This window comes from Streptomyces sp. NPDC019937 (assembly GCF_040631655.1).
Classification (GTDB): domain Bacteria; phylum Actinomycetota; class Actinomycetes; order Streptomycetales; family Streptomycetaceae; genus Streptomyces.
Genome location: NZ_JBEYAL010000015.1, coordinates 76,344 through 100,072, shown reverse-complemented (window position 1 = coordinate 100,072; position 23,729 = coordinate 76,344). Strand labels below are relative to the sequence as shown.

Annotated in this window: 18 protein-coding genes, 1 tRNA gene and 2 pseudogenes; 13 read left to right on the top strand and 8 right to left on the bottom strand. The window is 71.3% G+C overall.

Annotated features, from left to right (window positions below):
- Positions 1–5: 5 nt before the first annotated feature.
- From ABZ562_RS17195 to ABZ562_RS17175, 5 genes and pseudogenes are all read left to right on the top strand, one after another.
- Positions 6–440 (top strand): OB-fold domain-containing protein, encoded by a 435-nt coding sequence (locus ABZ562_RS17195; protein WP_361479578.1) that lies wholly within the window; start codon positions 6–8, stop codon positions 438–440.
- On the top strand, positions 430–1,641 hold the full coding sequence (locus tag ABZ562_RS17190; protein ID WP_361479575.1) for a hypothetical protein: 1,212 nt from the start codon (positions 430–432) through the stop codon (positions 1,639–1,641). Before ABZ562_RS17195 ends, ABZ562_RS17190 begins: the two co-directional genes overlap by 11 nt.
- A gap of 98 nt (positions 1,642–1,739) precedes the next feature.
- Positions 1,740–2,360 (top strand): TetR/AcrR family transcriptional regulator, encoded by a 621-nt coding sequence (locus ABZ562_RS17185; protein ID WP_361479573.1) that lies wholly within the window; start codon positions 1,740–1,742, stop codon positions 2,358–2,360.
- 227 nt (positions 2,361–2,587) lie between these two features.
- Positions 2,588–2,924 (top strand): annotated as a pseudogene (locus ABZ562_RS17180) (hypothetical protein); the annotation flags it as partial.
- Positions 2,925–3,248: 324 nt separating this feature from the next.
- Positions 3,249–4,043, top strand: a complete 795-nt coding sequence (locus tag ABZ562_RS17175) for an IS5 family transposase (protein WP_361479570.1) — start codon at positions 3,249–3,251, stop codon at positions 4,041–4,043.
- Here the strand turns inward: ABZ562_RS17175 and ABZ562_RS17170 are convergent.
- From ABZ562_RS17170 to soxR, 3 genes and pseudogenes are all read right to left on the bottom strand, one after another.
- Positions 3,991–4,542: pseudogene (locus tag ABZ562_RS17170) on the bottom strand (hypothetical protein). The gene ABZ562_RS17175 and the pseudogene ABZ562_RS17170 overlap by 53 nt on opposite strands.
- A gap of 803 nt (positions 4,543–5,345) precedes the next feature.
- Positions 5,346–5,422 (bottom strand) — tRNA-Pro (locus tag ABZ562_RS17165).
- A 111-nt stretch (positions 5,423–5,533) separates the two neighbouring features.
- Positions 5,534–6,007 (bottom strand): redox-sensitive transcriptional activator SoxR, encoded by a 474-nt coding sequence (gene soxR, locus ABZ562_RS17160; protein ID WP_361479567.1) that lies wholly within the window; start codon positions 6,005–6,007, stop codon positions 5,534–5,536.
- 55 nt (positions 6,008–6,062) lie between these two features.
- Here soxR and ABZ562_RS17155 point away from each other — a divergent pair, with 55 nt between their 5' ends.
- The gene (locus tag ABZ562_RS17155; protein ID WP_361479564.1) at positions 6,063–6,755 is read left to right on the top strand and encodes a transketolase; all 693 of its coding nucleotides are present in this window, start codon (positions 6,063–6,065) and stop codon (positions 6,753–6,755) included.
- Between the two features lie 72 nt (positions 6,756–6,827).
- Entirely contained in the window at positions 6,828–7,730 is a 903-nt protein-coding gene (locus ABZ562_RS17150) for a transketolase (protein ID WP_361479561.1), read from the top strand.
- A gap of 32 nt (positions 7,731–7,762) precedes the next feature.
- On the opposite strand, the gene ABZ562_RS17145 is transcribed toward ABZ562_RS17150, so the two are convergent.
- Positions 7,763–8,713: an alpha/beta hydrolase gene (locus ABZ562_RS17145; protein ID WP_361479558.1), complete on the bottom strand. Its 951-nt coding sequence runs from the start codon at positions 8,711–8,713 to the stop codon at positions 7,763–7,765.
- Positions 8,714–8,926: 213 nt separating this feature from the next.
- On the opposite strand from ABZ562_RS17145, the gene ABZ562_RS17140 reads away from it, so the two are divergent.
- Entirely contained in the window at positions 8,927–12,133 is a 3,207-nt protein-coding gene (locus ABZ562_RS17140) for an amidohydrolase family protein (protein WP_361479555.1), read from the top strand.
- Positions 12,134–12,160: 27 nt separating this feature from the next.
- On the opposite strand, the gene ABZ562_RS17135 is transcribed toward ABZ562_RS17140, so the two are convergent.
- Positions 12,161–13,135 (bottom strand): LysR family transcriptional regulator, encoded by a 975-nt coding sequence (locus ABZ562_RS17135; protein ID WP_361479863.1) that lies wholly within the window; start codon positions 13,133–13,135, stop codon positions 12,161–12,163.
- A gap of 115 nt (positions 13,136–13,250) precedes the next feature.
- Here ABZ562_RS17135 and ABZ562_RS17130 point away from each other — a divergent pair, with 115 nt between their 5' ends.
- Positions 13,251–14,360, top strand: coding sequence for a TDT family transporter (locus tag ABZ562_RS17130; protein WP_361479552.1), 1,110 nt, complete (start codon positions 13,251–13,253; stop codon positions 14,358–14,360).
- A gap of 40 nt (positions 14,361–14,400) precedes the next feature.
- Here ABZ562_RS17130 and ABZ562_RS17125 read toward each other — a convergent pair whose 3' ends face one another.
- From ABZ562_RS17125 to ABZ562_RS17115, 3 genes are all read right to left on the bottom strand, one after another.
- Entirely contained in the window at positions 14,401–15,138 is a 738-nt protein-coding gene (locus tag ABZ562_RS17125; RefSeq protein WP_361479549.1) for a helical backbone metal receptor, read from the bottom strand.
- Between the two features lie 111 nt (positions 15,139–15,249).
- Positions 15,250–17,871, bottom strand: a complete 2,622-nt coding sequence (locus ABZ562_RS17120) for an ABC transporter permease/substrate binding protein (protein ID WP_361479546.1) — start codon at positions 17,869–17,871, stop codon at positions 15,250–15,252.
- Positions 17,864–19,012 carry a glycine betaine/L-proline ABC transporter ATP-binding protein gene (locus ABZ562_RS17115; RefSeq protein ID WP_361479543.1) on the bottom strand — a complete coding sequence of 383 codons (1,149 nt, stop codon included), beginning with the start codon at positions 19,010–19,012 and terminating at the stop codon, positions 17,864–17,866. Before ABZ562_RS17115 ends, ABZ562_RS17120 begins: the two co-directional genes overlap by 8 nt.
- Positions 19,013–19,245: 233 nt before the next feature.
- Here ABZ562_RS17115 and ABZ562_RS17110 point away from each other — a divergent pair, with 233 nt between their 5' ends.
- The 4 genes from ABZ562_RS17110 (at position 19,246) to ABZ562_RS17095 (ending at position 23,717) form a co-directional block, all read left to right on the top strand.
- Positions 19,246–20,157: a 5'-3' exonuclease gene (locus tag ABZ562_RS17110; RefSeq protein ID WP_361479860.1), complete on the top strand. Its 912-nt coding sequence runs from the start codon at positions 19,246–19,248 to the stop codon at positions 20,155–20,157.
- A gap of 47 nt (positions 20,158–20,204) precedes the next feature.
- Entirely contained in the window at positions 20,205–21,080 is an 876-nt protein-coding gene (locus ABZ562_RS17105) for a siderophore-interacting protein (protein WP_361479540.1), read from the top strand.
- Positions 21,081–21,550: 470 nt separating this feature from the next.
- Positions 21,551–22,342, top strand: coding sequence for an IPT/TIG domain-containing protein (locus ABZ562_RS17100; RefSeq protein ID WP_361479537.1), 792 nt, complete (start codon positions 21,551–21,553; stop codon positions 22,340–22,342).
- Positions 22,343–22,454: 112 nt separating this feature from the next.
- On the top strand, positions 22,455–23,717 hold the full coding sequence (locus ABZ562_RS17095; RefSeq protein WP_361479534.1) for an IPT/TIG domain-containing protein: 1,263 nt from the start codon (positions 22,455–22,457) through the stop codon (positions 23,715–23,717).
- Positions 23,718–23,729: the final 12 nt, after the last annotated feature.

Genomic DNA, 23,729 nt, shown 5'->3' with positions numbered 1-23,729 from the left:
GCGACATGACGGCAAGTATCGGGAAGCCGGTTCCGGTTCCCACCGAAATAGACCGGCCCTATTGGGACGCGCTCCGCGAGCACCGAGTGGTTCTCTCCCGATGTGTGTCCTGCGGCTGGTACAGCCAGCGCCGCAAGATGCTCTGCCAGGAGTGCCACGGCGAGGAATTCACCTGGGCAGAGATCTCCGGCCGGGGAACCATTTACTCCTTCACGCGCGTCCACCAGACCTGGGTCGCCGCCTTCCAGGACGACACACCGTACGTACTCGTTTCCGTCGCCCTCGAAGAACAACCGTCGCTGATCCTCGTGACCAACCTACTCGGCGACTATGACTTCGAGTCCTTGGAGCTCGGCCTCCCCGTGATCGCGGACTTCGAACCGCGCGGCAACGAGGTCATCCTGCAATTCCGCTTGGCCGGAGGCACCGATGTTCAGTAAAGACAACCCAGTCGCCATCGTCGGCGTCGGACACTCGCAGATAGGGCGCCGGCTCACCCGCCCCCTCGGCCTCCTCGCAAAGGACGCCGTGTTGGCCGCCATCGCAGACGCGGGCATCACGATCGACGACGTGGACGGCGCGGCGACGTTCCCGCAGTTCCCCGAGGGACCCCGAGACGGTACACAGTTCGTCAGCGTGGCCTGGCTGGTTAACAGCCTGGGCTTTGAGAACGTCACGTGGTGGGCCGAGACCCAGAGCGGCAACGTGAGCACGGCGATCGAACAAGCCGCCCACGCGCTGGCGCTCAACCGATGCAACTACGCCGTCGTCTGGCGGGCGATGTCGTTCGTGGCGGGCGGTAGCTACCAGGCCACACATTCCGCGCTGGAGGCGCCGGACAGTTCGGCTTTCACCCTTCCGTACGGCAAATCGGCCTCGATCGCGGAGTTCGCGCCCGCCTACATGCGGTACATGAAGCTGTACGGTGCCCGTCGTGAGCACCTCGCGACGCTCGCCGTGGCGCAGCGCAAGGGCGCGAACCTCAATCCGAACGCGTACTTTCGCAACACACCGCTGACGGCCGACGAGTATATGAACGCGCGGATGATCGCCGACCCGATGTGCCTCTACGACTGCGACATTCCGGTCGACGGAGTGGCCGCCATCGTCATGACCCGGGCCGACCGGGCGAAGGATCTGCCACATCCGCCGGCTTACGTCTCCGGCCTCGGTCAAGCGGGCATTCCTAAGGGCATCGAGCCGCGATCGATCAGTGGCCTCGGCAGCGGTATCGGCCCGCGAATGTTCGAGCAGATGCAACACACCGCGAAGACGATCGGGAAAAGCCTCTGGAGTACCTCCGGCCTGCGTCCGAGCGATGTCGACGCGGCCATGCTCTACGACGGGTGGGGACCCGACGTCTACTTCTGGCTTGAAGGACTGGGCTTCTGCGGAGAAGGCGAAGCCTTCGAGTTCATCCAGAAAGGGCGGATCGACATCGACGGTGAGTTCCCCATCAACACCCACGGCGGCAATCTGAGCGAGGGGCGCTTGCACGGGATGGGACATTGGGTCGAGGCCGCCTTGCAGGTGCAAGGACGCGCCGGTAGGCGCCAGATCAAGAAGGCGGACAACGTCACCGTGGTCAGCGGACTGATGAACCTCGGCTCCGGAGCGATCCTCAGCAAGTCACCCCACTGACGCCGCGCAGCGGATATCGTCGGGCAGGCTGACCCGCTTGAGGCACCGGGGCGCTGGCAGTGGAGGATGTGAGGGCAAACGTTCTAGGAGGTGCTTCGATGTCCCAGGCAGGCGACGGCAAGGGTCCACGGGGAGGGGACACGCGCGAGCGGATTCTCACCGCGGCTTCCCGCGAGCTCGCGCTGGCGGGGTTCGCCGGGGCACGCATGGAGTCGATAGCGCAGCTCTCCGGCATCAAGAAGCAGGTAATCTACTACTACTTCGCGAGCAAGAAGGAACTCGCGCTGGCGGTGCTCGAAAGGAATCACGCGCTGACAGCCGACTTCTGGCACTCATTCGCGTCATCCTCGCTCTCCGAGATCTTCCAAGCCTCCCTCGACATGTCCGTCGTCAACCAGGACGGAGTCGCGCACCTGGTTTGGGAGGGCCGGGAGTACCTGAACCCCGACGGCCTCGACATCCCCGTCGGACCCGACCGGAAAGGCGATTTTCAGCGCATCGTCGGCGTCATCGCCGCCGAACAGGCTGCCGGCCGGCTTCGCTCGTCGCTCTCCCCGGAGTACTTCGGGCTTCTCGTCGTCCTTCTGACCACCGCGCCGGCCGCTCTGCCGCAACTCACCACACTCATCACGGACCGTGACTGGCGTGACCCCGCCTTCGCGGAGGAGTGGCTCCGGATGATCAACGAGATCCTCGCGGCGCTGCGGCCGCCCGAGTGACGTCGGGCCCGAGTCGGCGTCGTCGGCCCGCGTCCGGGATGACGCGGGCCGGGGCCGTTCGTACGGTCGTCGTTACTTGCCGCTGTAGACGGGGAAGGCGCTGTGCACGCCGTAGTCCTTGGCCTGCATGCCCCGCAGCACGTCCATGTCGGCGTCGGTCTGATGGGCCGGCTCGCCACCGAAGGCGCCGAAAACATCTCCGAAGATGTCATCGGCCAGGCGGCTGCCTCGTGGCGTTCGAACGGGTCGCGGGCAACAAGGGAGCCCGGACCCCGGGCGTCGACGGTCTCACGGTCGTCAACGTCGAGCGGGAACTCGGTCTCCCGGACTACCTGGAGGACCTGCTACGCGTACTGAAGACGGGTGACTCCGCCCGCTGCCGGTGCGCGAACGCAAGATCCCCAAGCCCCTTAGGTGTCGGCGTACACGTGAACGTGGGCCTGGCAAGACCGTACGCCGACAGGAGGAAGCGGGAAGGTGCGCAAGCTCGGCATCGCGACCGTCTCCGACCGGGTGGTCCAGACAGCCGTCAAGCTGGTGCTGGAGCCGATCTTCGAGGCCGACTGTGCGCCACGAGGCGCTGCTTGACCGGACGCGGTGAAAGACCGCGTTGGCCTGAGAAGCCGTATCTCAACCGATCATGGAACGTGCGGTTCGAACAGGCTTCCCACCTGGGTGATCTTCCCGCTGTACGCGCATGAAGACAGGGCCTCTCGGTAGCTCGGGGATGCGAATCTGACCGAGCAGTGCCGGGAGGCCCTGGTGTCCTTGTTGTACGTGTCCGAGCCGGTCCAGTTCAACTCGGCTGCTCCATCGTGTGATTGCCTCGCGCATGTGTACGGCAACGCGGCCGATCATCCCGATCGGGTGCGCCGGTATCCGTCGGACATGACGGACGCGGAGTGGGCGGCCGTGCGGCCGCTGTTGCCGGTGCCGGCCTGGCTTCGGGGGCGGGGCGGACGGCCCGAGGGCTACTGTCACCGGCAGCTGCTGGACGCGATCCGGTATCTGGTCGCGGGCGGGATCTCGTGGCGGGCGCTGCCCGCGGACTTCCCCGGTTGGGGCCGGGTCTACGCCTTCTTCCGCCGCTGGCGCGAGCACGGGCTGATCACCGAGTTCCACGACCGGCTGCGCGGGAAGGTCCGTGAACGCGAGGGCTGTGAGGCCGGGCCCACGGCGGGGATCATCGACGCGCAGTCGGTGCGGGCCGCCGCGACGGTGCCGGCCGCCTCACGCGGCTACGACGGCGGGAAGAAGGTGCCGGGCCGCAAACGGCACATCGTGACCGACACGCTCGGTCTGCTCCTGGTCGTCGCGGTCACCGCCGCGAACATCGGCGACCGCGACGCCGCGGCGGGCCTGCTGAGGCGGCTGTGCCGCCTGCACCGCGACATCACCCTCGTCTGGGCCGACGGCGGATACACCGGCTCCCTCGTCGGCTGGTGCCGGGACAAACTCGCTCTGACCTTGGAGATCGTCAAACGCACCGACGACATGACAGGGTTCGTGGTGCTGCCGAGGCGGTGGGTGGCGGAGCGCACGTTCGCGTGGCTGATGAACTCCCGTCGCCTGGCCCGGGACTACGAGACCCTGCCCGCCACCAGCGAGGCGATGATCCGGTGGTCGATGGTCACACGGATGAGCCGGCGCCTGGCACGGCCACGGGCCGCCGGCCGGCACTGAATGCCCCCGACGCCTCCAGGAGGAGCCACCCGCGCTCCGCCAGGCGCCGGGCTTTCGACCGCAGCCCCTCGACCTTCGCCGGCGTCGCCCCGAGGCCCAGCTCCACCGCGATCTCCTTGGCTCGAAGCGGCCCCTGCCCCGTGGATCGCTACTGTTCCAGCACGCCTACAATCCGCTGATAGTCCGGCGCCAGAACCGTCACCGGCAGCCCTTCCCGCCAGGGCGGCACCGTCGAGCCAGGCACCGGCGCGAGCGACGGCACCGCTTCCACCTCCGCCTCGGTCGTGGTCACGGCAGTGGACTCGGCCGCAGCAACTGCCAGTGCCTCGAGCAGTTCCTCCCGCGCGATCACCCGCCGGTCCAGCTCGATCTCCGCGGCATCCAACACCTCAGCCAACCGCGCGACTTCCTCCCGCAAGCCCTCTACCCGCACCCGGGCAGCCGCCTCTCGCTCCTCCAGCATTCCCAGCACCGATGCCACCGCGCACTCCTCGACCATGAAGCGGACACAAGACGTCGCGATGCCTCCCTCAACCCGAGCGAAACCATGCCTGACCAGCAGGAATCAAGGGATCACGTTCGGTTGAGATACGGCTTCTCAAGCCAACCCACGGGTCAGATACGCCCAGGCTGTCCGGCCACCCGTGCCACCCAGACCGAATCCATGAACGACAAGAGCACCGCACTCGAGCGACACACAGGCAAGCAGTGCTCGCCCGACCACCACGCCAAGCGCACACAGCGGGGACATCATTCTCGCTCGCTTGGCACACTTTTTCTTCCTGCCAGACCTCCACGAACAGTCTCCCTACGGCACCCCAGAGCCGGATACAGCGCTCACGCCCTGGGAGTGCCCTATCTGCCGGCAGACGCCAAGGGGCTTTGCCGCGCCTTGACGCAGACACTCCACGACGGCCAGGACACCCGCGTGCGAGCTGCCTGCGGAAACCGGCCCGGAGAGATCACCAGTGGCCCACCCACCCCTGTCGCATGGGGAGCACGGCGCCGTGCTCCCACCCGGAAAGAGGGTCGGGAGCCGACAAGGGTTCTTATGCCTCTCGATGCAGAGAGCATCCAGATCGATGGGGTGATCTCAGAGGCCTACGGTTGACGACGGCACGCAGGGACTCAGTACGGCGCCGTAGGTCTACCGGATCGGGTGACGGACGAATCGGACACCGTTGACACGCCTGCGAGTTGGGAGCACGAGGGCTCCCAGAGGGCTCCCCATCGCTCCCTGCCCAGACACGACAAAGGCCGCCTCCGCTACCCGCGGAAACGGCCTCCGACCTGCGAAAACGCTGGTCGGGACGACAGGATTTGAACCTGCGACCCCTTGACCCCCAGTCAAGTGCGCTACCAAACTGCGCCACGTCCCGGTGCTTGTCCGGCTCGGGGTTTCCCCCTTGCCGGGCGCGCATGAAGAACAATACCGCACTTCAGGGGGTGCTCGCTTCCACCCCGGGTGGGGGCGCTGGGGCGACCCCCGGTTACGGGGTGTCCGCGGAGGGTGGCGGGGTGTCGCCGAGGAGGTAGCGGGCGCCGGGGCCGTGGGTGGAGGCGGCGTCGGAGGGGTTGTAGAGGGCGCATTTGCGCAGGGAGAGGCAGCCGCAGCCGATGCAGCCGGTGAGCTTGCGCTTCAGGCGCTCCAGGTCGGCGATGCGCTGGTCGATGCGGTGGGTCCAGGTGCGGGCGACGGCGTTCCACTGGGTGGCGGTGGGGGCGCGGTCGGCGGGGAGGCGGGCGAGGGCCTCGGCGGCCTCGTCGAGGGTGAGGCCGACGTGCTGGGCGGCCCGGATGAAGGCCACGCGGCGGAGGGTGGCGCGGGTGTAGCGGCGCTGGCGGCCGGCGGTGCGTTCGGAGTGGATCAGGCCGAGTTCCTCGTAGTAGCGCAGGGCCGAGGCGGCGAGGCCGCTGCGGGCGGCCAGCTCGCCGATGGTGAGGCGGTCGGAGGACGAGTTCATGGACGGCGATGCTAGCGCTTGACTTCAAGCGGACTTGAAGTTGCAGGCTCTGCTCATGACCTCGACCTACACCGACCTTCCTCGGTTGATGAGCCTGATGACCGGCGACGAGAAGCACGGGCCCGCCGCCACCTCCACGCTCGACGCGCTCTGGGTGCTGTACGACCGGGTGCTGCGGGTCTCGCCGGAGACCGTGGACGATCCCGGCCGGGACCGGTTTCTGCTGTCCAAGGGGCACGGGCCGATGGCGTACTACGCCGTGCTCGCGGCCAAGGGGTTCTTCGCCGACGCGCTGCTGCCGGGGTTCGGTTCGTACGACTCGCCGCTCGGCCACCATCCGGACCGGGTGCTGGTGCCGGGGGCCGAGATCAGCAGTGGTTCGCTCGGGCACGGCCTGCCGCTGGGGGTGGGGACGGCGCTGGGGCTGCGGGCGCAGGGGCGCGACGGGGCCGACGGGCCCGCGGTGTGGGTGCTGATCGGCGACGCCGAGCTGGACGAGGGGAGCAATCACGAGGCGATCGCGTACGCGGGCGCCGCGGGGCTGGAGCGGCTGCACACGCTCGTCGTGGACAACGATTCCGCCACCTACGGCTGGCCCGGCGGCATCGCCTCCCGGTTCGAGGCCGCGGGCTGGTCCGCGGCGACGGTCGACGGGCGGGACCACGACGCGCTGCACGAGGCGTTCACCGCACCGCATCCGGGGCGGCCGCACGCGGTCGTCGCCCGGGTCGAGGCCAAGGGGTGGTGAGATCCCGCGCCGAGTTCCGCGTCGCCCGTCCAGTTCTGCATCGAAGTTTTTGACTTTTAAGGGGAATCCCTCGTGGACACCATGCGTGAGCGCTTCGCCTCCACCGTCTCCCGGCTCCTCGACGACGACCCCCGGCTGGCCGTCGTCCTGGCGGAGATCGGCAAGGACGGCTTCGCCGACGCCCAGCGCGCCCACCCCGACCGGGTGATCAACGTCGGCATCCGGGAGCAGTTGCTCGTCGGTGTCGGCGGCGGGCTGGCACTGACCGGGATGCGACCGATCCTGCACACCTTCGCCAGCTTTCTGGTCGAGCGGCCGTTCGAGCAGCTGAAGCTGGACTTCGGGCATCAGGGGGTGGGCGGGGTGCTGGTGAGCGCGGCCGGTTCGTACGACTGGCCCGCGGGCGGTCTCACCCATATGGCGCCCGGTGACGTCGCCCTGATGGACACGCTCGACGGGTGGACGGTGCACGTGCCCGGCCACCCCGACGAGGCCGAGGCGCTGCTGCGGGACGCGGCCGGGGCCGGGGACGACTCGGTGTACGTACGGCTGTCGGCGCACGCCAACGCGGCGCCGCGGACCATCGCCCCGGGGCGGTTCCTGACCGTGCGGGAGGGGCGCGGCGGGGTGGTGGTCGCGGTCGGGCCGATGCTCGACGGCGTGCTCGCGGCCGTCGAGGGGCTGGACGTGACGGTGCTGTACGCCACGACCGTGCGCCCCTTCGACGGGCGCGCGCTGCGGGCCGCCGCCGGTGCGGCCGCGGCGGACGTCGTGCTCGTCGAGCCGTACCTCGCGGGGACCTCGACGGCGGCCGCGAACGACGCCCTCGCCGACGTGCCGCACCGGGTGCTCGGGCTCGGCATCGCCCGGCGCGAGCTGCGGCGCTACGGGACGATCGAGGAGCACCTGGCGGGGCAGGGGCTGGACGCGGTCTCGCTGCGTGAGCGCATCGGCGGTTTTCTGCGGCTCACGTGACGGCGGCCTGACGACAGGGTGACGGCGTCGGTTCAGAGGTGTTGGTCCAGCCAGCCCAGGAGGTCACGCTGGACCTCCTCGCGGTTGGTCTCGTTGAGGATCTCGTGCCGGGCGCCCTGGTAGCCCTTCCAGCTCAGGTCCCGGGTGCCGCCGTAGCGGAAGTCCTCCAGGAGTTCGTAGACCAGGGTCATCCGCTGGTTGCAGGGGTCCTCGGTGCCCACCGCCAGGTGGACCGGGAGCGCGGCCGGGATCCGGGCCTGGTTGCGCGGGTCGTTGATCTTGCGGACGGCGCGCAGCCAGTCCAGCGAGAGGCCGGTGCTGAAGGGGAAGCCGCAGTGCTCGTCGGCGACGTAGGCGGCGACCTCGGCCCGGTCGCGGGAGAGCCATTCGAAGCCCGTCCCGAACTCGTACGGGTCGTTGAACGAGGCGAAGAGGGTGGGGGTGAAGGTGGACAGGGCGGTACGGCCGCGGTCCGCGATCTCCCGTTCGATGTCCGCCGTCGCGCCCTCGATCTCGGCTCCCGGCAGCGAGCGGAAGGTGCCGGAGAGGATCAGCCCGGCCAGCTCCCCGCCGTACTCCTGGGCGCAGTCGCGGGCCAGCATGGAGCCCATGCTGTGGCCGAGCAGGACCAGCGGCAGCCCGGGGTGGTCGGCGCGGGCCCGGTCGCCGATGGCGCGCAGGTCGGCGACGATGGCCCGCCAGCCGTCGTCCTCGTCGCCGGAGGCGCCCACGACCCCGAGGCCGCCGGTGGACTCGGCGGTCGCCCCGTGGCCGCGGTGGTCCGAGGCGACGACCACGTAGCCGTGTCCGGTCAGGAAGCGGGCGAACCGGTCGTAGCGCCGGGCGTGTTCGGCGGCGCCGTGGGCGATCTGGACGATCGCTCGCGCCGTGCTCGACTCCGGCTGCCAGGTGTACGTCGCGACGCGCACGCCGTCGGGGGCGGTCAGGTGGTCGGTGCGGTGGGTGATGCCGCCAGCTGGCATGCGTATCTCGTCTCCTGGGCCGGTGGGTGAGGGCGGGATCCCACTCTCCCCTCGCCGGGCCGCCAAGCCAAGGCCCGTGGAGGGGCGTTGACGCCGTGCCGACACGGTGCTGACGGGGTGTTGACCGGGAGCACGTGCGGTGTGTAACGATCAAGCGCTTTCCGTACCACCCGCAACTCCTGAACCGTGCAATTCCCTGTACCAGGAGGATCGTTGGCTACATACGAAGCATCGGACGCGCCGTCGGACAGTCCCTCCGCCCTCTCCCGGCGGCGCCTTCTCCAGGCGGCCGCCGCGGGCGCCGCCGTCGCCGCCGGTACCGCGCTGCCGGCCGAGGCGGTGGCCCGGGCGGAGGCGCGGCGGGTCTCGCTCTCCTTCACGGCGGCCACCAACGGCGCCGCGTCCCTCTCCCCGTCGGGCGACCGGCTGATCGCCGAGGTCCAGAACGTGCTGTGGTCCGTCCCCCGTAAGGGTGGCGATGCCGTCGCACTCACCCCGCCCGATCTGGAGCCCACCCGTCCGGTCCACTCCCCCGACGGGAAGCTGCTGGCCGTGTGCGCGTACCGGGGCGGCGGCTTCCACATCTGGACGCTGCGACCCGACGGCTCCGATGTGCGGCAGCGCACGGACGGTCCGTGGGACGACCGCGGCCCGGCATGGTCGCCGGACGGCACCCGGATCGCCTTCGCCTCCGAGCGCGGCGGCGACCCGGTGGCGGGCAGCCCGTACCGGGTGTGGGTGCTGGACGTGGCCAGCGGCGAGCTGACCCGGCTGACCGGGCTGCCCGGCCAGGAGGGGCCGCTCCAGGGCGGTGCCTGGGAGGACTTCGACCCCACCTGGTCCCCGGACGGCGAGCGCGTGCTGTTCGTCCGCGGCGTGCCCGCGGGGACCGTCCTGGACGCCCGTACGGTGGCCTCCGTACGGGCGGACGGCACCGGGCCGGTGACCGTCGAGCACACCGACGCGACCACGGGCGCCCAGGTGATGACGCCGTCCGTGTCGGCGGGCGGCACGCTCGCCTATCTGCGCACCACCGTCGCGCCGGACGCGTCCTGCACGCTGGTCGCGGGCGGCGCGGCGGTCGCGGTCGACGGCGATGTGCAGCCGGTGCCGCCGCGGTGGGTCTCGCGCGAGGAGCTGCTGCTGACGGTGAACGGGCGGTTCCGGCTGGTGCGCCCCGAGGCACCGGCCGAGGGCGAGGTGATCCCGTTCGCCGCCACCCTGCCGGTCGACCGGCCCCGGTACACCGTCAAGCGGTACGACTTCGAGGGCGGCGGGGCGCGTCCGGTGCGCGGGCTGCATCTGCCAGCCCTGTCGCCCGACGGCCGCCAGGTGGCGTTCGCCGCCCTCAACTCCCTGTGGGTGGCGGACGTCTCGGGCGGCCGCGCCCCGCGCCGGGTCGTGCGGGCGGACGCCACCCGGTATCTGCTCGCCCCCTCCTGGACGCGCGACGGGCGCGCCCTGGTGTACGCCGACGACCGCGACGGGCTGCTCGCGGTGCGCCGCCGCGACCTCGCCTCCGGCGAGGAGACGGTGCTCGCCCCGGGGGGCCGGGTGCACCCCGCGCTCTCCCCCGACGGCAAGCGGCTCGCCAGTATCGACATGTCGGGAAACCTGGTGCTGCGGGACCTGGCCGCCGGTACGGACAAGGTGCTGGCCGCGCCGCTCGGGGCGGGCGGGCTGCCCGGGCGGCCGACCTGGTCGCCGGACGGCCGGTATGTCGCCCTGTGCGACCGCAACCGGCTGAACCAGAGATTCCGCGAGGGCTACAACCTCATCCGGGTCGTCGACACCGGCAGCGGCACCGCGAAACTGCACGCCGTCGCGCCGCACACCTCGCTGACCGACCGCTACGACTCAGGACCCGTCTGGTCCCCGGACGGCCGCCATATGGCCGTCGTCGCCGAATCCGTCCTGTGGCTGCTGCCGGTCCGGCCGGACGGCAGCCCGGACGGCGATGCGCGCCGGATGACCGACGAGGCGGCCGACCATCCGTCCTGGTCCGCGGACTCGGGCAGCATCCTGTATCTGTCGGCGGGCAAGCTGCGGCTGCTGGACGTCGCGAGCGGCGACGTCCGTACGGTGCGCATCGCGCTCGACCACCGGCGGCCGCGCCCGGCCGACACCGTGGTGCACGCCGGGAGGTTCTGGGACGGCACCGGCGGCGGGGGCACCGTCCGCGAGGACGTCGACATCGTGGTGCGCGGCGGGCGGATCGCCGCCGTCGAGGCGCACCGCGCCGGGCGGGCCGCGAAGCGCCGTATCGACGCCTCCGCCCAAACCATCGTCCCCGGGCTGTGGGACGCCCACACCCACCCCTGGCAGTACACCTACGGCGGCCGCCAGACCGCGCTGCAGCTCGCGTACGGCATCACCACCGCCGTCTCGTTCGGCGGCTTCGCCTATGAGCAGGCGCGGCTGCGGGAGGCCGTCGCGGCGGGCGATCTGGCCGGGCCGCGGCTGCTGGCCACCGGGGAGCTGCTGGACGGGTCGCGGGTGGCGTACAGCATGGCCCGGGCGCACCGCACCCGGGACGGGCTGCGGCGCTCGCTGGACCGCGCGGCGGCGCTCGACTGGGACTTCGTCAAGACGTACGTCCGCGCGCCCGGCTGGATCATGGAGGAGGCCGCCCGCTTCGCGCACGACAAGCTCGGGGTGCGCTCCGGCAGCCATCTGTGCACGCCCGGCATACAGCTCGGGCAGGACCTGACGACACATCTGCAAGCAACCCAGCGCCTGGAGTTCGGGCATGTGACGACGGCGACCGGGCACGCCGAGCAGGACGTGACGGAGATCTACACCGCCTCCGACTTCCGGCTGATCGGTACGCCGTTCGCCGCCCAGCCGCTGGTCGGCGCCGACCCCTCGCTGGCGGAGGACGAGCGGGTCACCCGGCTGATGCCGCCGTGGGACACCGCCCTGGTGCGGCAGCTCGCCGGAGCGCCGCCGACCGACGCCCAGCTGGCCACCCTGCGCACCGAGATCGACATTTACCGGCGGGTCCTCGCCGGTGGCGGTGTGTTCGCCCTGGGGACCGACCAGCCGCTGACGCCGGTGGGGCTCAACCTGCACATGGGGCTGCGGGCGCTGCACCGGTTCGGGATGTCGCCGGCGGAGGCGCTGCGCACGGTGACCGTCCTGCCGGCGCGGGCGTTCGGCGCCGACCGGGACCTGGGGACCCTGGAGGTCGGCAAGCTGGCGGACCTGACGGTCGTGGACGGCGATCCCTTCACCGACTTCGACTCGCTGGTACGGACGGTCTCGGTGCTGCGGGGCGGGGTGCCGTTCGAGCAGCGGCAGCTGGTCGAGGCGTTCCCGGCGCCCGCCGGGGCGCGTGCGGCGCACGGGCGGTCGGAGAAGCACTGGCTGGAGGTGGGGCGGCAGTTGCGGCGCGACGGGTGCTGCGACCTGCACATCTGACGCGTGTCGGGGCGGCCGCGAGCCGGCTCACACGGTGGGAGCCGGGCCCGGCCTGGTCAGGCCGAGCAGGTCGCGGGCCGGGCCGGTGGGGTGGGGGCCGGAGCGCCAGACGGCGCGCAGGTCGCGGCGCAGCGGGATGTCCGGGACGGCGATCTCGACCAGTCGGCGGGCGGCCAGCTCCTCGCCGACGGCCAGGCGGCTGAGCACCGCGGGGCCCGCGCCGCTCACCGCCGCCGCCTTCACGGCGGTCGTGGAGGCCAGCTCCAGCAGCGGCGCGGCCAGGCCGCCGTGGGCGGCGAGGGCGGCGTCCAGGACCTGCCGGGTGCCGGAGCCGCGCTCCCGGAGGATGAGCGGGGTGGCGGCCAGCTCCGCGGCGGTCGGCGGGGTGCGGCGTCCGGCCCAGGGGTGGCCGGGGGCGGTGACCACGACGAGGCGGTCGTGGCCGATGACCGCGCCGTCCAGCCCGCCCGGAGTGTCCAGGCCCTCGACGAAGCCGATGTCCGCCTCGCCGTCCAGCAGCCGCCCGGCGACGGCCGCCGTGTTCCCGGCAAGGAGCGAGACGGCGGTGTCGGGGTACAGGCCGCGCAGCGCGATCAGCCAGCCGGGCAGCAGATACTCGGCGATCGTCATGCTGGCGGCGACCCGCAGCCGGGAGTCGCGGCGGTCGCGCAGCGCGTGGACGCCCGCGTCGAACGCCTCGGCCGCCTCCACCACGCGCCGCGCCCAGTCCGTGACGAGCGCCCCGGGTTCGGTGAGCCGGGAGCCGCGCGGCGAGCGGTCCACGAGCGCGACACCGAGCCGCCGTTCCATCGCCCGGATCCGGCTGCTCGCTGCGGGCTGGGTGATGCCCAGTTCCCGGGCGGCGCGGCCGAGGCTGCCGAGCCGGGCGACGGCGATCAGCAGCTCCAGCGCGCCGAGGTCGGGGACGCGGTGGGCGAGCGGGGCGGGCGGCGTCAGTCCGTCGCCGCCGGGGGCGGGGCTCTTCCGGCTCTGCTCGCTCATGAAGCCGTCGCTCGTCAAGCCGTCACCCGCCAGGCCGTCGCTCATAAAGCCAGCTTATGTCCTCATAGGGGAAAAGGGCCTGGTGGGAGGCGCCGTATCGGGCGAGGGTGCGTGCATGGTCACTGCCGCGCCCGCCCCGCCCCTGCCCGCCGTCCCCCGCGACCGCCCCCGGCCGTCCGTACGCCTCCTCGGCCCGAACTGGTACGCCACGGTGATGGGCACCGCGATCGTGGCGACCGCCGGCGCCGGGCTGCCGGTGCGCGTCCCGGGGCTGGGCGGGCTCTGCCGGGTGGTGTGGGCGGTGTCGGTGCTGATGCTCGGCGCCGTGCTGGCCGCCCGCGCGGCGCACTGGGCGCGCCATCGTGACCGGGCCCGCGCCGGTCTCCTGGACCCGACGGTCGCCCCCTTCCACGGCTGCCTCCCCATGGCGCTGCAGGCGGTCGGCGCGGCGACGCTGTCGGTGGGGGCGGAGGTGATCGGCGTACGGGCGGCGGTGGCCGTGGACGCGGCCCTGTGGACGGCCGGAACGCTCACCGCCCTGCTGACGGCGGCCGGGATCCCGGTGCTGATGGTCGCGACGCACCGGATCGGGCCCGGGGACGCGTCCCCGGTGTGGCTGCTGCCGGTCGTGGCACCGATGGTGTCGGCGGCGACCGGTCCGGCGCTGGTGCCGCATCTGCCGCCCGGGCAGGGGCGGGAGGCGCTGCTGCTGGGGTGCGCGGCGCTGGCCGGGGCGAGCCTGCTGGGGACGTTCCTGATGCTGCCGCTGATCTTCGGCCGGCTGGTGCGCCACGGTCCGCTCCCGGCGGCGCTGACGCCCGCGCTGTTCCTGGTGCTGGGCCCGCTCGGGCAGTCCACGACGGCCGCGGGCGGGCTGGCCGACGCCGCGGCGTACACGGCGGGGGTGCCGGAGGCCGTAGCCCGGTTCGCCTCGGTGGTGTACGGGGTGCCGGTGATGGGGTTCGCGCTGCTGTGGCTGGCGTCGGCGGGGGCGCTGGTGGTGCGGGCGGCGCGGCGCGGGATGCCGTTCGCGATGACCTGGTGGGGGTTCACCTTCCCGGTGGGCACCTGTGTCACGGGGGCGGCGGCGCTGTCCCGGCACACCGGTCTGGACGCTTATCGCTGGCTGGCGGTGGGGCTGTACGGCGCCCTGGTGGCGGCGTGGGGGCTGGTCGCGGCGCGCACGGCGCTCGGCCTGGCGCGCGGCACGCTGCTCACGCCGTAGCAGGCCGCCGTCAGCGCGCCGCCCGTAGAAGCGCCCGCCGTCAGCGCGCCGCCGCGAGCGCCGCGCCGAGGGCGGCGGGCGCCTCCGCCAGCGAGGGGCCGTACCAGGTCAGATGGCGGCCGCTGACGAGCGCGGCGGGCAACCCGGGGAACGCCTCGGGCCCGTCGTCGGCCGTGAAGCGGTACGGCTCGTCCGGCAGCACCACCAGCTCCGCGCCGCACCCGGTCAGCTCGTCGATCGGGACCCGGGGGTAGCGCTCGGCGTGCCCGGCGTACAGATGCCGTACGCCGAGCCGGGCCAGCAGGTCCCCGGCGAAGGTGTCCCGGCCCAGCACCATCCACGGCCGCCGCCATACCGGCACCACGGCCCGCCGGGGCGCCGCGGTGGGCCGTACGTCCGCCCAGGCGGCCTCGGCCTCGTCCAGCCAGCCGGGGCGCGGCAGGCCGCAGCCGCGCACCAGGACCCGTTCCAGCTCGGCGAACGCCTGCTCCAGCGTTCGTACCTCGGTCACCAGCACATCGAGCCCGGCGGCGCGCAGCGCGCCGATGTCGGGGGCGCGGTTCTCCTCCTCGTTGGCGAGGACGAGGTCCGGGGCGAGGGCCGTGATCCGGGCGATGTCGGGGTTCTTGGTGCCGCCGACGCGCTCCGCGCGCAGCCCGGGCGGATGGCTGCACCAGTCGGTCACCCCGGTCAGCAGGCCGGGCGCGGTGGCGGCGACGGACTCGGTGAGCGAGGGCACCAGGGACACCACACCGCGTACGCGGGCACGAGGGTTCATCGCCCCACCGTACGGCCGCTCACCGCGGGCAAAGGACCGCCGCCGCGGTCCGGGGCGGTGAGGCTCCGGACCGCGGCGGCGGGTGTCACCACGGTGGGACGGGGGTCGGGGTCAGGGGGTGACCGGCGCCATCTTGTCGACGATGCCGGGGTGGGCGTCGATCCACTTCTGGACGCCCTTCTCCTCGTTGCCCTTACCCGCGTCCTGCACGGCCTGCTCGAGCGTCGCGAGCTCCTTCTCCGTCATGTGCCACTTCTTCAGCCACCCGTTGAACTCCGGGAACTTCTTCGGGAAGGACTTGTTGGCGAGCGTGTGGAGCTGGTTGTTCGCCCCGAAGGCCTTCTTCGGGTCCGCGAGCTTGGTGAGCTTGTACTTGCTGTACGCCCAGTGCGGGGTCCACAGGACGACGGCCACCGGCTCCTTCTTGGCGTAACTACGCTCCAGCTGCGCCAGCATCGCCGGGGAGGAACCGTCGGAGACCGTGTACTCCTTGTCCAGGCCGTACTCCTTCAGGACCTTGCCCTTGAGGAGCTTCATCTCACCGGTACCCGGTTCGATGCCGACGATCTTCCCCTTGAAGAGATCGGCCTTCCCCTTGAGGTCCGCCAGGGACTTCACGTCCTTGACGTAGGACGGCACGGCGACCTCCAGCGAGGTCTTGTCGTACCACGACCCGACGTCGACCAGGTTCTTCTTGTATCTGTCCCAATACTGTTTCTGCGCGACCGGCAACCAGCCGTCGAATTCCACGTCGACCTGACCGGTGCTCATCCCGGTGAACATGGAACCGACGTCGTACTGCTTGATTTCCGGCTTGTAGCCGCGCTTCTCCAGGACGTTCTTCCACAGGTACGTGGTCGCGATGTCCTCGTCCCACGGGAAGTAGCCGATCTGCGGGGCGGCGCCCGCGTCCTTGCCCTTCTGTTCGGCACCGCCGGGCACCGGGGCGAGCTTGTTCGCCACCCCCGGGTTGTCCTTCAGCCAGGCGCGCACGCCCTGCTGCTCCTTGCCCTTACCGGCGTCCTGGATGGCCGACTCCAGGCTGGTGAGCTGCTTCTCGCTCAGCTTGAAGTTCTTCATCCACTTGGCGATCTGCGGGTTCTTCTTCGAGAAACCCTTGCGCGCGATCGTGTCGATGTGGTCGCCCTTGCCGAAGGCGCCCTTGGGGTCCTTCAGCTTGGTGAGCTTGTACTTGTCGTACGCCCAGTGCGGGGACCACAGGGTGACCGCGATCGGCTCCTTCTTCTGGTACGAGCGGTCCAGCTGGGACAGCATCGCCGCGGTGGAGCCCTTGACCAGGGTGTAGTCCTTGTTCAGGCCGTAGCCCGGCATGACCTTGTCCTGCATCAGCTTCATCTCACCGGCGCCGGGCTCGATGCCGATGATCTGCTTCTTGAAGAGGCCGGACTTGGTCTTCAGGTCGTCCAGGGACTTCACGCCCTTGACGTACGACGGGACCGCGACCTCCAGCGAGGTCTTGTCGTACCAGGAGCCGAGGTCTTCCAGCTTGTCCTTGTACTTCGCCCAGTACGTAGCGTGGGTGGCCGGGAGCCAGGCGTCGGTCTGCAGGTCGATGTTGCCCGCGGCCATACCGGTCCACAGGGCACCGACGTCGTACGACTGCACCTTGGGCTTGAAGCCGCGCTCCTCCAGCAGCTCCTTCCACAGGAAGGTGGAGGCGACGCCCTCGTCCCAGTTGATGTAGCCGAGGTTGACCGACTGGCCCTTGCCGACGTTGGCGGAGACGGTGGGGCCGCTCTCGTTGCCGCCGAACATCTTCATGCCGCCGGCGACCAGGGCCAGGACGACCACGCCGACCATGGCGACCGAGGTCGCGGGCCGCCAGTGGAGCACCTTGGCGCCGCTGAGCGCCTTGGCCCGCTCCTTGGCCAGCGCGCGGCGGGCGAGCGGGGAGACACGCTGATTGAGCGCGCTGGTCATCCGGTCCAGGTACATGGCCAGGATGACGACCGCGATACCGCCCTCGAAGCCCATGGCCACGTCGACGGAGCTGATCGCCTGGAAGACGGTGGAGCCCAGGCCCTCGGCGCCGACCATGCCGGCGATGACGACCATGGACAGCGCCAGCATGATCACCTGGTTGACGCCCGCCATGATGGTGGGCAGGGCCAGCGGCAGCTGGACGCGCATCAGGGTGCGGCGCGGATGGGTGCCGAAGGCGTCGGCCGCCTCCACCAGCTCGGCGTCGACCTGGCGGATGCCCAGCTCCGTCATGCGGACGCCCGGGGGCATCGAGAAGATGACGGTCGCGACGACACCGGGGACCACTCCGAGGCCGAAGAAGAAGATGCCGGGGATCAGATAGACGAAGGCGGGCATCGTCTGCATGAAGTCCAGCACCGGGCGGATCGACGCGCTCACCCCGCGGTTACGGGACGCCCAGATGCCCAGCGGCACCGCGAACACGATGGTGATCACACCGGCGACCAGCACCAGCGCGAGGGTGTTCATCGCCTCGCCCCACAGCTCGATCGAATCGATGAGCGCGAAGCCGAGGAAGGCGAGGACGGCGGGCAGCAGACCGCGCAGCCACCAGGCGAGCACCGCGAGGATGCCCGCGAACAGCAGCGGCTCGGGCGCGCTGAGCACCGAGTTCACCCCGTCGTACATGCCCTGCACGACGGAGGAGATGAAGTCGAAGAGCCAGCTCAGGTTGTCACGGAGCCAGTTGACGCCGGAGTTGATCCAGTCGCCGAGTTCGAGCCTAGGCACCGGAGATCACCTTCTTCGCGGACTCGGGCGCGTCCGGGTTGCCCGGGGCCGGTGGCGTCGCGCCGTCACCCCCGGTGTCGCCGTCACCGAGGACGGCGAGCAGCCGGGCGCGGGGGACGACGCCGACGAGGGTGCCGTCGCCGTCGGTCACCGCGACCGCGGTACCGCTGCGCGAGCAAGGGGTGAACAGCTCGACGATCGGGGTGTCGGTGCCGACGGTGGCGGGGGCGGCGTCCAGCACGTCCTGCGCGGTGCGCAGCGGCGTGCCGTCGTCGGCGGTGGTGCCCAGCACATCGGCGGGGTCGGACATGATCGCCCCGGCGGTGAGCACCCGGCTGCGGTCGACGTCCTTGGTGAAGGAGGCGACGTAGTCGTTGGCCGGGGTGACCAGGATGTCCTCGGCGGAGCCGATCTGGACGATCCGGCCGTCGCGCATGACGGCGATGCGGTCACCGAGCCGCATGGCCTCGTTGAGGTCGTGGGTGATGAAGACGATGGTCTTCTTGAGCCGCTTCTGCAGCTGGACCAGCTGGTCCTGCATATCGCGGCGGATCAGCGGGTCGAGCGCGCTGAAGGACTCGTCCATCAGCAGCACGTCGGCGTCGGTGGCCAGGGCGCGGGCGAGGCCGACGCGCTGCTGCATACCGCCGGACAGCTCGTCGGGCCAGGACTTCTCCCAGCCGGCCAGGCCGACCATCTCCAGGGCCTCGGTGGCGCGCTTGTCGCGCTCCTCACGCGGTATGCCCTGGACCTCCAGACCGTACGCGGCGTTCTCCAGGACGCTGCGATGCGGGAAGAGGGCGAAGTGCTGGAAGACCATGCTGATCTTGTGGGAGCGCACCTGGCGCAGATCGCGCGGGCTGAGCGCGGTGAGGTCGTCGTCGTCGAAGAGGACGCGTCCGGCGGTCGGCTCCAGCAGCCCGTTCAGCATGCGCAGCAGCGTGGACTTCCCGGACCCGGACAGACCCATGACGACGAATGTCTGACCCGCCTCGACCGCGAAGGTGGCGTCGACGACCGCGGCCGTCGTGCCCTCCGCTCGCAGTTGTTCGCGGTCCGCACCGCCCTCGAGATCGGCTACCGCCTCATCGGGTCTTCTGCCGAACACCTTGTAGAGGTGTTCGGCTCGCAGTTTGGACACATATACCTCTCAGATCGCACCAAAAAACGACCCGCCACCCCCGCCGGCGGGTCGTGGAACAGCACGGCACCGGACCGCATGCCCTACGCAATAGTTGAATCACTCAAGGGCTTCGCTCCGGGGGCGCACCTGCCCCTGTCCTTATGGCGTAAACCATACGGTGACCCAGCTCACAATCCCAGTCCGAGGCTGTCACCGGCATACGGCATCATCGAGTCGTGACCCGACGCCTGATGCTTCTCGATACCGCTTCTCTGTACTTCCGTGCCTATTTCGGGGTGCCCGATTCGGTCAGGGCCCCCGACGGCACTCCGGTGAATGCCGTACGCGGACTGCTCGACTTCATCGCCCGGCTCGTCCAGGACCACCGGCCGGACGATCTGGTGGCGTGCATGGACTTCGACTGGCGGCCCGCCTGGCGGGTCGAGCTGATCCCCACCTACAAGGCGCACCGGGTCGCCGAGGAGGCCCCGGAGGGGGCCGGGGTCGACCAGGAGGAGGTTCCGGACACCCTCTCGCCCCAGGTCCCGGTGATCGACGCGGTACTGGACGCGATCGGCATCGCCCGGGTGGGCTCCGCGGGCTACGAGGCGGACGACGTGATCGGCACGCTGGCCGGGCGCGCCGCCGGGCCGGTCGACATCGTCACCGGCGACCGCGACCTCTTCCAGCTGGTCAGCGACGAGCGCCGGGCGCGGGTGCTCTACCCGGTCAAGGGGGTCGGCACGCTGCAGGTGGTGGACGAGGCCGTGCTGCGCGAGAAGTACGGGGTGGACGGCGGGGGGTACGCGGATCTGGCGCTGCTGCGCGGCGATCCGAGCGACGGCCTGCCGGGCGTTCCCGGGGTCGGCGAGAAGACCGCCGCCAAGCTGCTGGCCGCCCATGGCGATCTGGCCGGGATCATGGCCGCGGTCGACGATCCGGGGTCGAAGCTGACCCCCGCGCAGCGCAAGCGGCTGGACGAGGCGCGGCCGTATCTCGCGGTCGCCCCGAAGGTCGTCCGGGTCGCCTCGGACGTTCCGCTGCCCCCGTTCGACGCCGCCGTGCCGCGAGCGCCGCGCGACCCGCGCGCGGTGGACGCGCTCGCGGAGCGCTGGGGTCTGGGTGGATCGCTCCGGCGACTGCTCTCCACACTTGAGGGATAAAGTGTTAGGTTAGCTTAACCTAACTGTTGTCGATCAAGGAGGCCGCCATGGCAGACCGTCCGGCTCGTACACGTCCGCGGCCCCACCGTGCCCAGGTGGTGCGCACCGACCGGCTGACCCCCCATATGGTGCGGGTGGTGCTCGGTGGCGACGGTCTCGCCGATTTCAGCGCCGGTGAATGGACCGATCACTACGTCAAGCTGCTCTTCCCCATCGAGGGCGTGACCTATCCCGAGCCGTTCGACCCGGAGCGGATCCGGGAGGAGTTCCCGCGCGAGCAGTGGCCGGTCACCCGTACGTACACGGTGCGCGCCTGGGACCCGGCGGCCCGCGAGCTGACGCTCGATTTCGTGGTCCACGGCGACGAGGGCCTGGCCGGGCCGTGGGCGGCGCGGGTGCGGCCCGGCGAGGAGATCTACTTCCGGGGCCCGGGCGGCGCCTACGCCCCGCGCGAGGACGCCGACTGGCATTTGCTCGCCGGTGACGAGAGCGCGCTGCCCGCGATCGCCGCCGCGCTGGAGCGGCTGGCCCACCGGCCGCGGGGCGCGGACACGCCTCCGGTGCGCGCCTTCATCGAGGTCGCGGGCCCCGAGGAGGAGCACAAACTGGCCGTTCCGGACGGGGCCGAGGTGGTGTGGCTGCACCGGGGCGCCGCGCCGGTCGGCGAGGCGCTGGTGGCGGCCGTCCGCGGGCTGGACTTCCCGGCCGGTCAGGTGCAGGCGTTCGTGCACGGCGAGGCGGGCTTCGTGAAGGAGATACGCCGCCATCTGCGGATGGAGCGCGAGGTGCCGCGCGAGTGGCTGTCCATCTCCGGCTACTGGCGGCGCGGTCATAACGAGGACGGCTGGCAGGCGTCGAAGCGGGAGTGGAACCAGCAGGTGGAGGCCGAGCAGGAGGGCCTGAGGCCCGGGGCCGCGGCGTAGGGCAACGCGGGCGCGCGCGGACGGCGGGCGGGTGGGCGGCTGAGGCCGCGCACCCGCCCCCTTAGCTTTTCGAGGACCCGCGAGCGCCCGCGGGGCACCCATGAGACCTGCGGACGAGGGACCTGCGGGGTCTGCGGGCCCGGGGCCGCGAGGGGCGCACGACGGCAGAGAAAACCTGTTAACAGGCTTTTACCCTACTGACACATAAATTCCCGGTTGCTCCAGTTCCACCTTCCGGGCCCCTCCCCCGCTGGCTTAAATCGGAAGCAGCGAGCTCGAGGCGCCCTTCGCTGACGGTGCCGGGCCGCTTCCCTTTCGAAGATCCGCCCCCAGGCGCCGGCCCCGAGGCCACGGGTCTTCCACCCGCCCTTCCCGCCCACCGGGACGCCCTGCCGCGGCCACGGAGCGCGTCAGCCGTCGGCCTGCTCTCCGCACCCCCGGCGAAGCGGCACGTTCGAAGGAGAAGGATCATGGCAACCATCACCTCGCTGGTGGACACGACGACCACCACCAACCAAGGCAAACCCGGGGACACCGTCCAGATCAACGGCACCGCGCTGGCCACCACCACCCGCGTGAACTTCGGGTCGACGGCCGTCACTCCGACCGGCGTCACCGCCACCCAGGTCACCTTCGTCGTGCCCAACACGGCGCCGTGCTCCGGTCAGGTCTCCGTCAGCGTGACCAGCAACACCGGCGCCACCAGCAACGCACTGCCGTTCTTCGTCATCGCCGCACCGACGACCACCGGACTGAGCGTCACCTGCCTGCCGGCCGCCACGGGCGGCGCGGCGACGCTGTTCGGCACCAACTTCCTGACGGGGACGCAGGTCGGTGTGGGCACCGTCGGCAACGTCGCGGTCACCCCCACGCAGACCAACCAGGTCACCTTCACCGCGCCGGCCAACCCGGGGCAGGTCGCCGACGTGTCGACCCAGGCGGTGACCATCAGCACGGCCGGCGGCACCAGCGCGTCGGGCACCACTCTGGTCGACTACTACCTCACCCCGGCCATCACCTCCGTGGTGCCCGCGACGGGCACCGCCGGGGACGACGTCACCATCAACGGAACCTCCTTCGTCGGCGTCGACACCGTGACCTTCACCGACAGCACCGCCGCCACCGCCACCGCGGTCTTCACGCCCTTCAGCAGCACCCAGCTGGTGGCCACCGTGCCCGCGGGGCTCACCCCCGGCGCCGGGACCGTCACGGTCCACACCTGCGGCGGGACCTCCAACGCGCAAGCCTTCACCATCACCTGACGGCCCGGGACGACCGAGCGCCGGCGGTGCCACCGCACCGTCGCCCCCGCGCCCTGGCCGACGACCGCCGGCCAGGGCGCCGCCGTCGAGGTACGAGAAGGAGAACAGCGTCATGGCCCCCATCGTGACCAGCGTCAGCCCCGCCCAAGGCACCCCCGCGGGAGGAACCGCCGTCACCATCACCGGCTCGGGCTTCACCGGCGCCACGGCGGTCAGGTTCGGCCCCGGCCTGGCCACGAACGTGGTCGTCGTGAACGGCACGCAGATCACGGCCAGGACGCCCGCGGGGACCGGCACGGTCAAGGTCACGGTCACCGGGCCGTCGGGAACCAGCACCCAGAACGTGTTCTTCACCTACACCACCGTCGCGGCCCCCGTCCTCACCACGCTCAGCCCGGCCTCGGGTCCCCCTTCCGGCGGCACCACGGTCACGCTCACCGGCACCGGACTCGGCGGCGCCACCCAGGTGCTGTTCGGCCCCAACCCCGCCACCATCCTCACCGACACCCCCACCCAGATCACCGTCACCGCCCCGGCGGGCACCGGCAGCGTGGGCGTCGTCGTCATCACCCCCGGCGGCACCAGCAACGCGCTCGGCTACACCTACGCCGCCGCCCCCGCACCGTCCCTCAGCAGCCTCAACCCGGCCTCGGGGCCGACCTCGGGCGGCAACACGGTCACCATCAACGGCACCAACCTCTCCGGGGCGACCTCGGTCATGTTCGGGATCAACGCGGCGGCCATCCTCACCACCACCGCCACCCAGATCACCGTGACCGCGCCCGCCGGGCCGCCGTCCGCGGTCAACGTCATCGTCACCACACCCGGCGGCACCAGCAATCCGCTGCCGTACTTCTACATCACCGCGCCGACCGTCACCGAGCTGTCCACCCACCTCGGCCCGGACACCGGCGGCAACACCGTCACCGTCTACGGCAGCAATCTGACCCTCACCAGCGCCGTGAACTTCGGGGGAAACCCCGCCACCGCCATCAACGTCGTCTCCGACAGCCAGCTGACCGTCACCGCCCCGGCCGGGTCCGGCACGGTCCAGGTCACCGTCACCACACCCGGCGGCACCAGCTCGACGGGGACCGGGAACCCGCACTACACCTATCTCGCCGCCCCGGTCCTCACCAGCCTCAACCCGCCCGACGGCCTGGACACCGGGGGCGAGTCGGTCCTGCTCGCCGGCGGCAACCTCACCTACACCGACTCGGTGACCTTCGGCGGCGTCCCGGCCTCGTTCGCCGCGATCTCGGACACGCAGGTCATCGCCACCACCCCGGGCGGGCCGCCCGGAGTGGTGAGCGTCGTGGCCCACACCCCGGCCGGAAACAGCAACGCCCTGCCGTTCACCTACGACCCGTCGTGACTCCCGCCCCTC

What these genes read in the sequence shown, in the direction of transcription:
- ABZ562_RS17195 (WP_361479578.1), top strand. Translation starts at nt 6, where the DNA reads ATGACGGCAAGTATCGGGAAGCCGGTTCCGGTTCCCACCGAAATAGAC.
- ABZ562_RS17190 (WP_361479575.1), top strand. Translation starts at nt 430, where the DNA reads ATGTTCAGTAAAGACAACCCAGTCGCCATCGTCGGCGTCGGACACTCG.
- ABZ562_RS17185 (WP_361479573.1), top strand. Translation starts at nt 1,740, where the DNA reads ATGTCCCAGGCAGGCGACGGCAAGGGTCCACGGGGAGGGGACACGCGC.
- ABZ562_RS17175 (WP_361479570.1), top strand. Translation starts at nt 3,249, where the DNA reads ATGACGGACGCGGAGTGGGCGGCCGTGCGGCCGCTGTTGCCGGTGCCG.
- soxR (WP_361479567.1), bottom strand. Translation starts at nt 6,007, where the DNA reads ATGAACTCGTCCTCCGACCGCCTCACCATCGGCGAGCTGGCCGCCCGC.
- ABZ562_RS17155 (WP_361479564.1), top strand. Translation starts at nt 6,063, where the DNA reads ATGACCTCGACCTACACCGACCTTCCTCGGTTGATGAGCCTGATGACC.
- ABZ562_RS17145 (WP_361479558.1), bottom strand. Translation starts at nt 8,713, where the DNA reads ATGCCAGCTGGCGGCATCACCCACCGCACCGACCACCTGACCGCCCCC.
- ABZ562_RS17135 (WP_361479863.1), bottom strand. Translation starts at nt 13,135, where the DNA reads ATGAGCGAGCAGAGCCGGAAGAGCCCCGCCCCCGGCGGCGACGGACTG.
- ABZ562_RS17130 (WP_361479552.1), top strand. Translation starts at nt 13,251, where the DNA reads ATGGTCACTGCCGCGCCCGCCCCGCCCCTGCCCGCCGTCCCCCGCGAC.
- ABZ562_RS17125 (WP_361479549.1), bottom strand. Translation starts at nt 15,138, where the DNA reads ATGAACCCTCGTGCCCGCGTACGCGGTGTGGTGTCCCTGGTGCCCTCG.
- ABZ562_RS17110 (WP_361479860.1), top strand. Translation starts at nt 19,246, where the DNA reads ATGCTTCTCGATACCGCTTCTCTGTACTTCCGTGCCTATTTCGGGGTG.
- ABZ562_RS17105 (WP_361479540.1), top strand. Translation starts at nt 20,205, where the DNA reads ATGGCAGACCGTCCGGCTCGTACACGTCCGCGGCCCCACCGTGCCCAG.
- ABZ562_RS17100 (WP_361479537.1), top strand. Translation starts at nt 21,551, where the DNA reads ATGGCAACCATCACCTCGCTGGTGGACACGACGACCACCACCAACCAA.
- ABZ562_RS17095 (WP_361479534.1), top strand. Translation starts at nt 22,455, where the DNA reads ATGGCCCCCATCGTGACCAGCGTCAGCCCCGCCCAAGGCACCCCCGCG.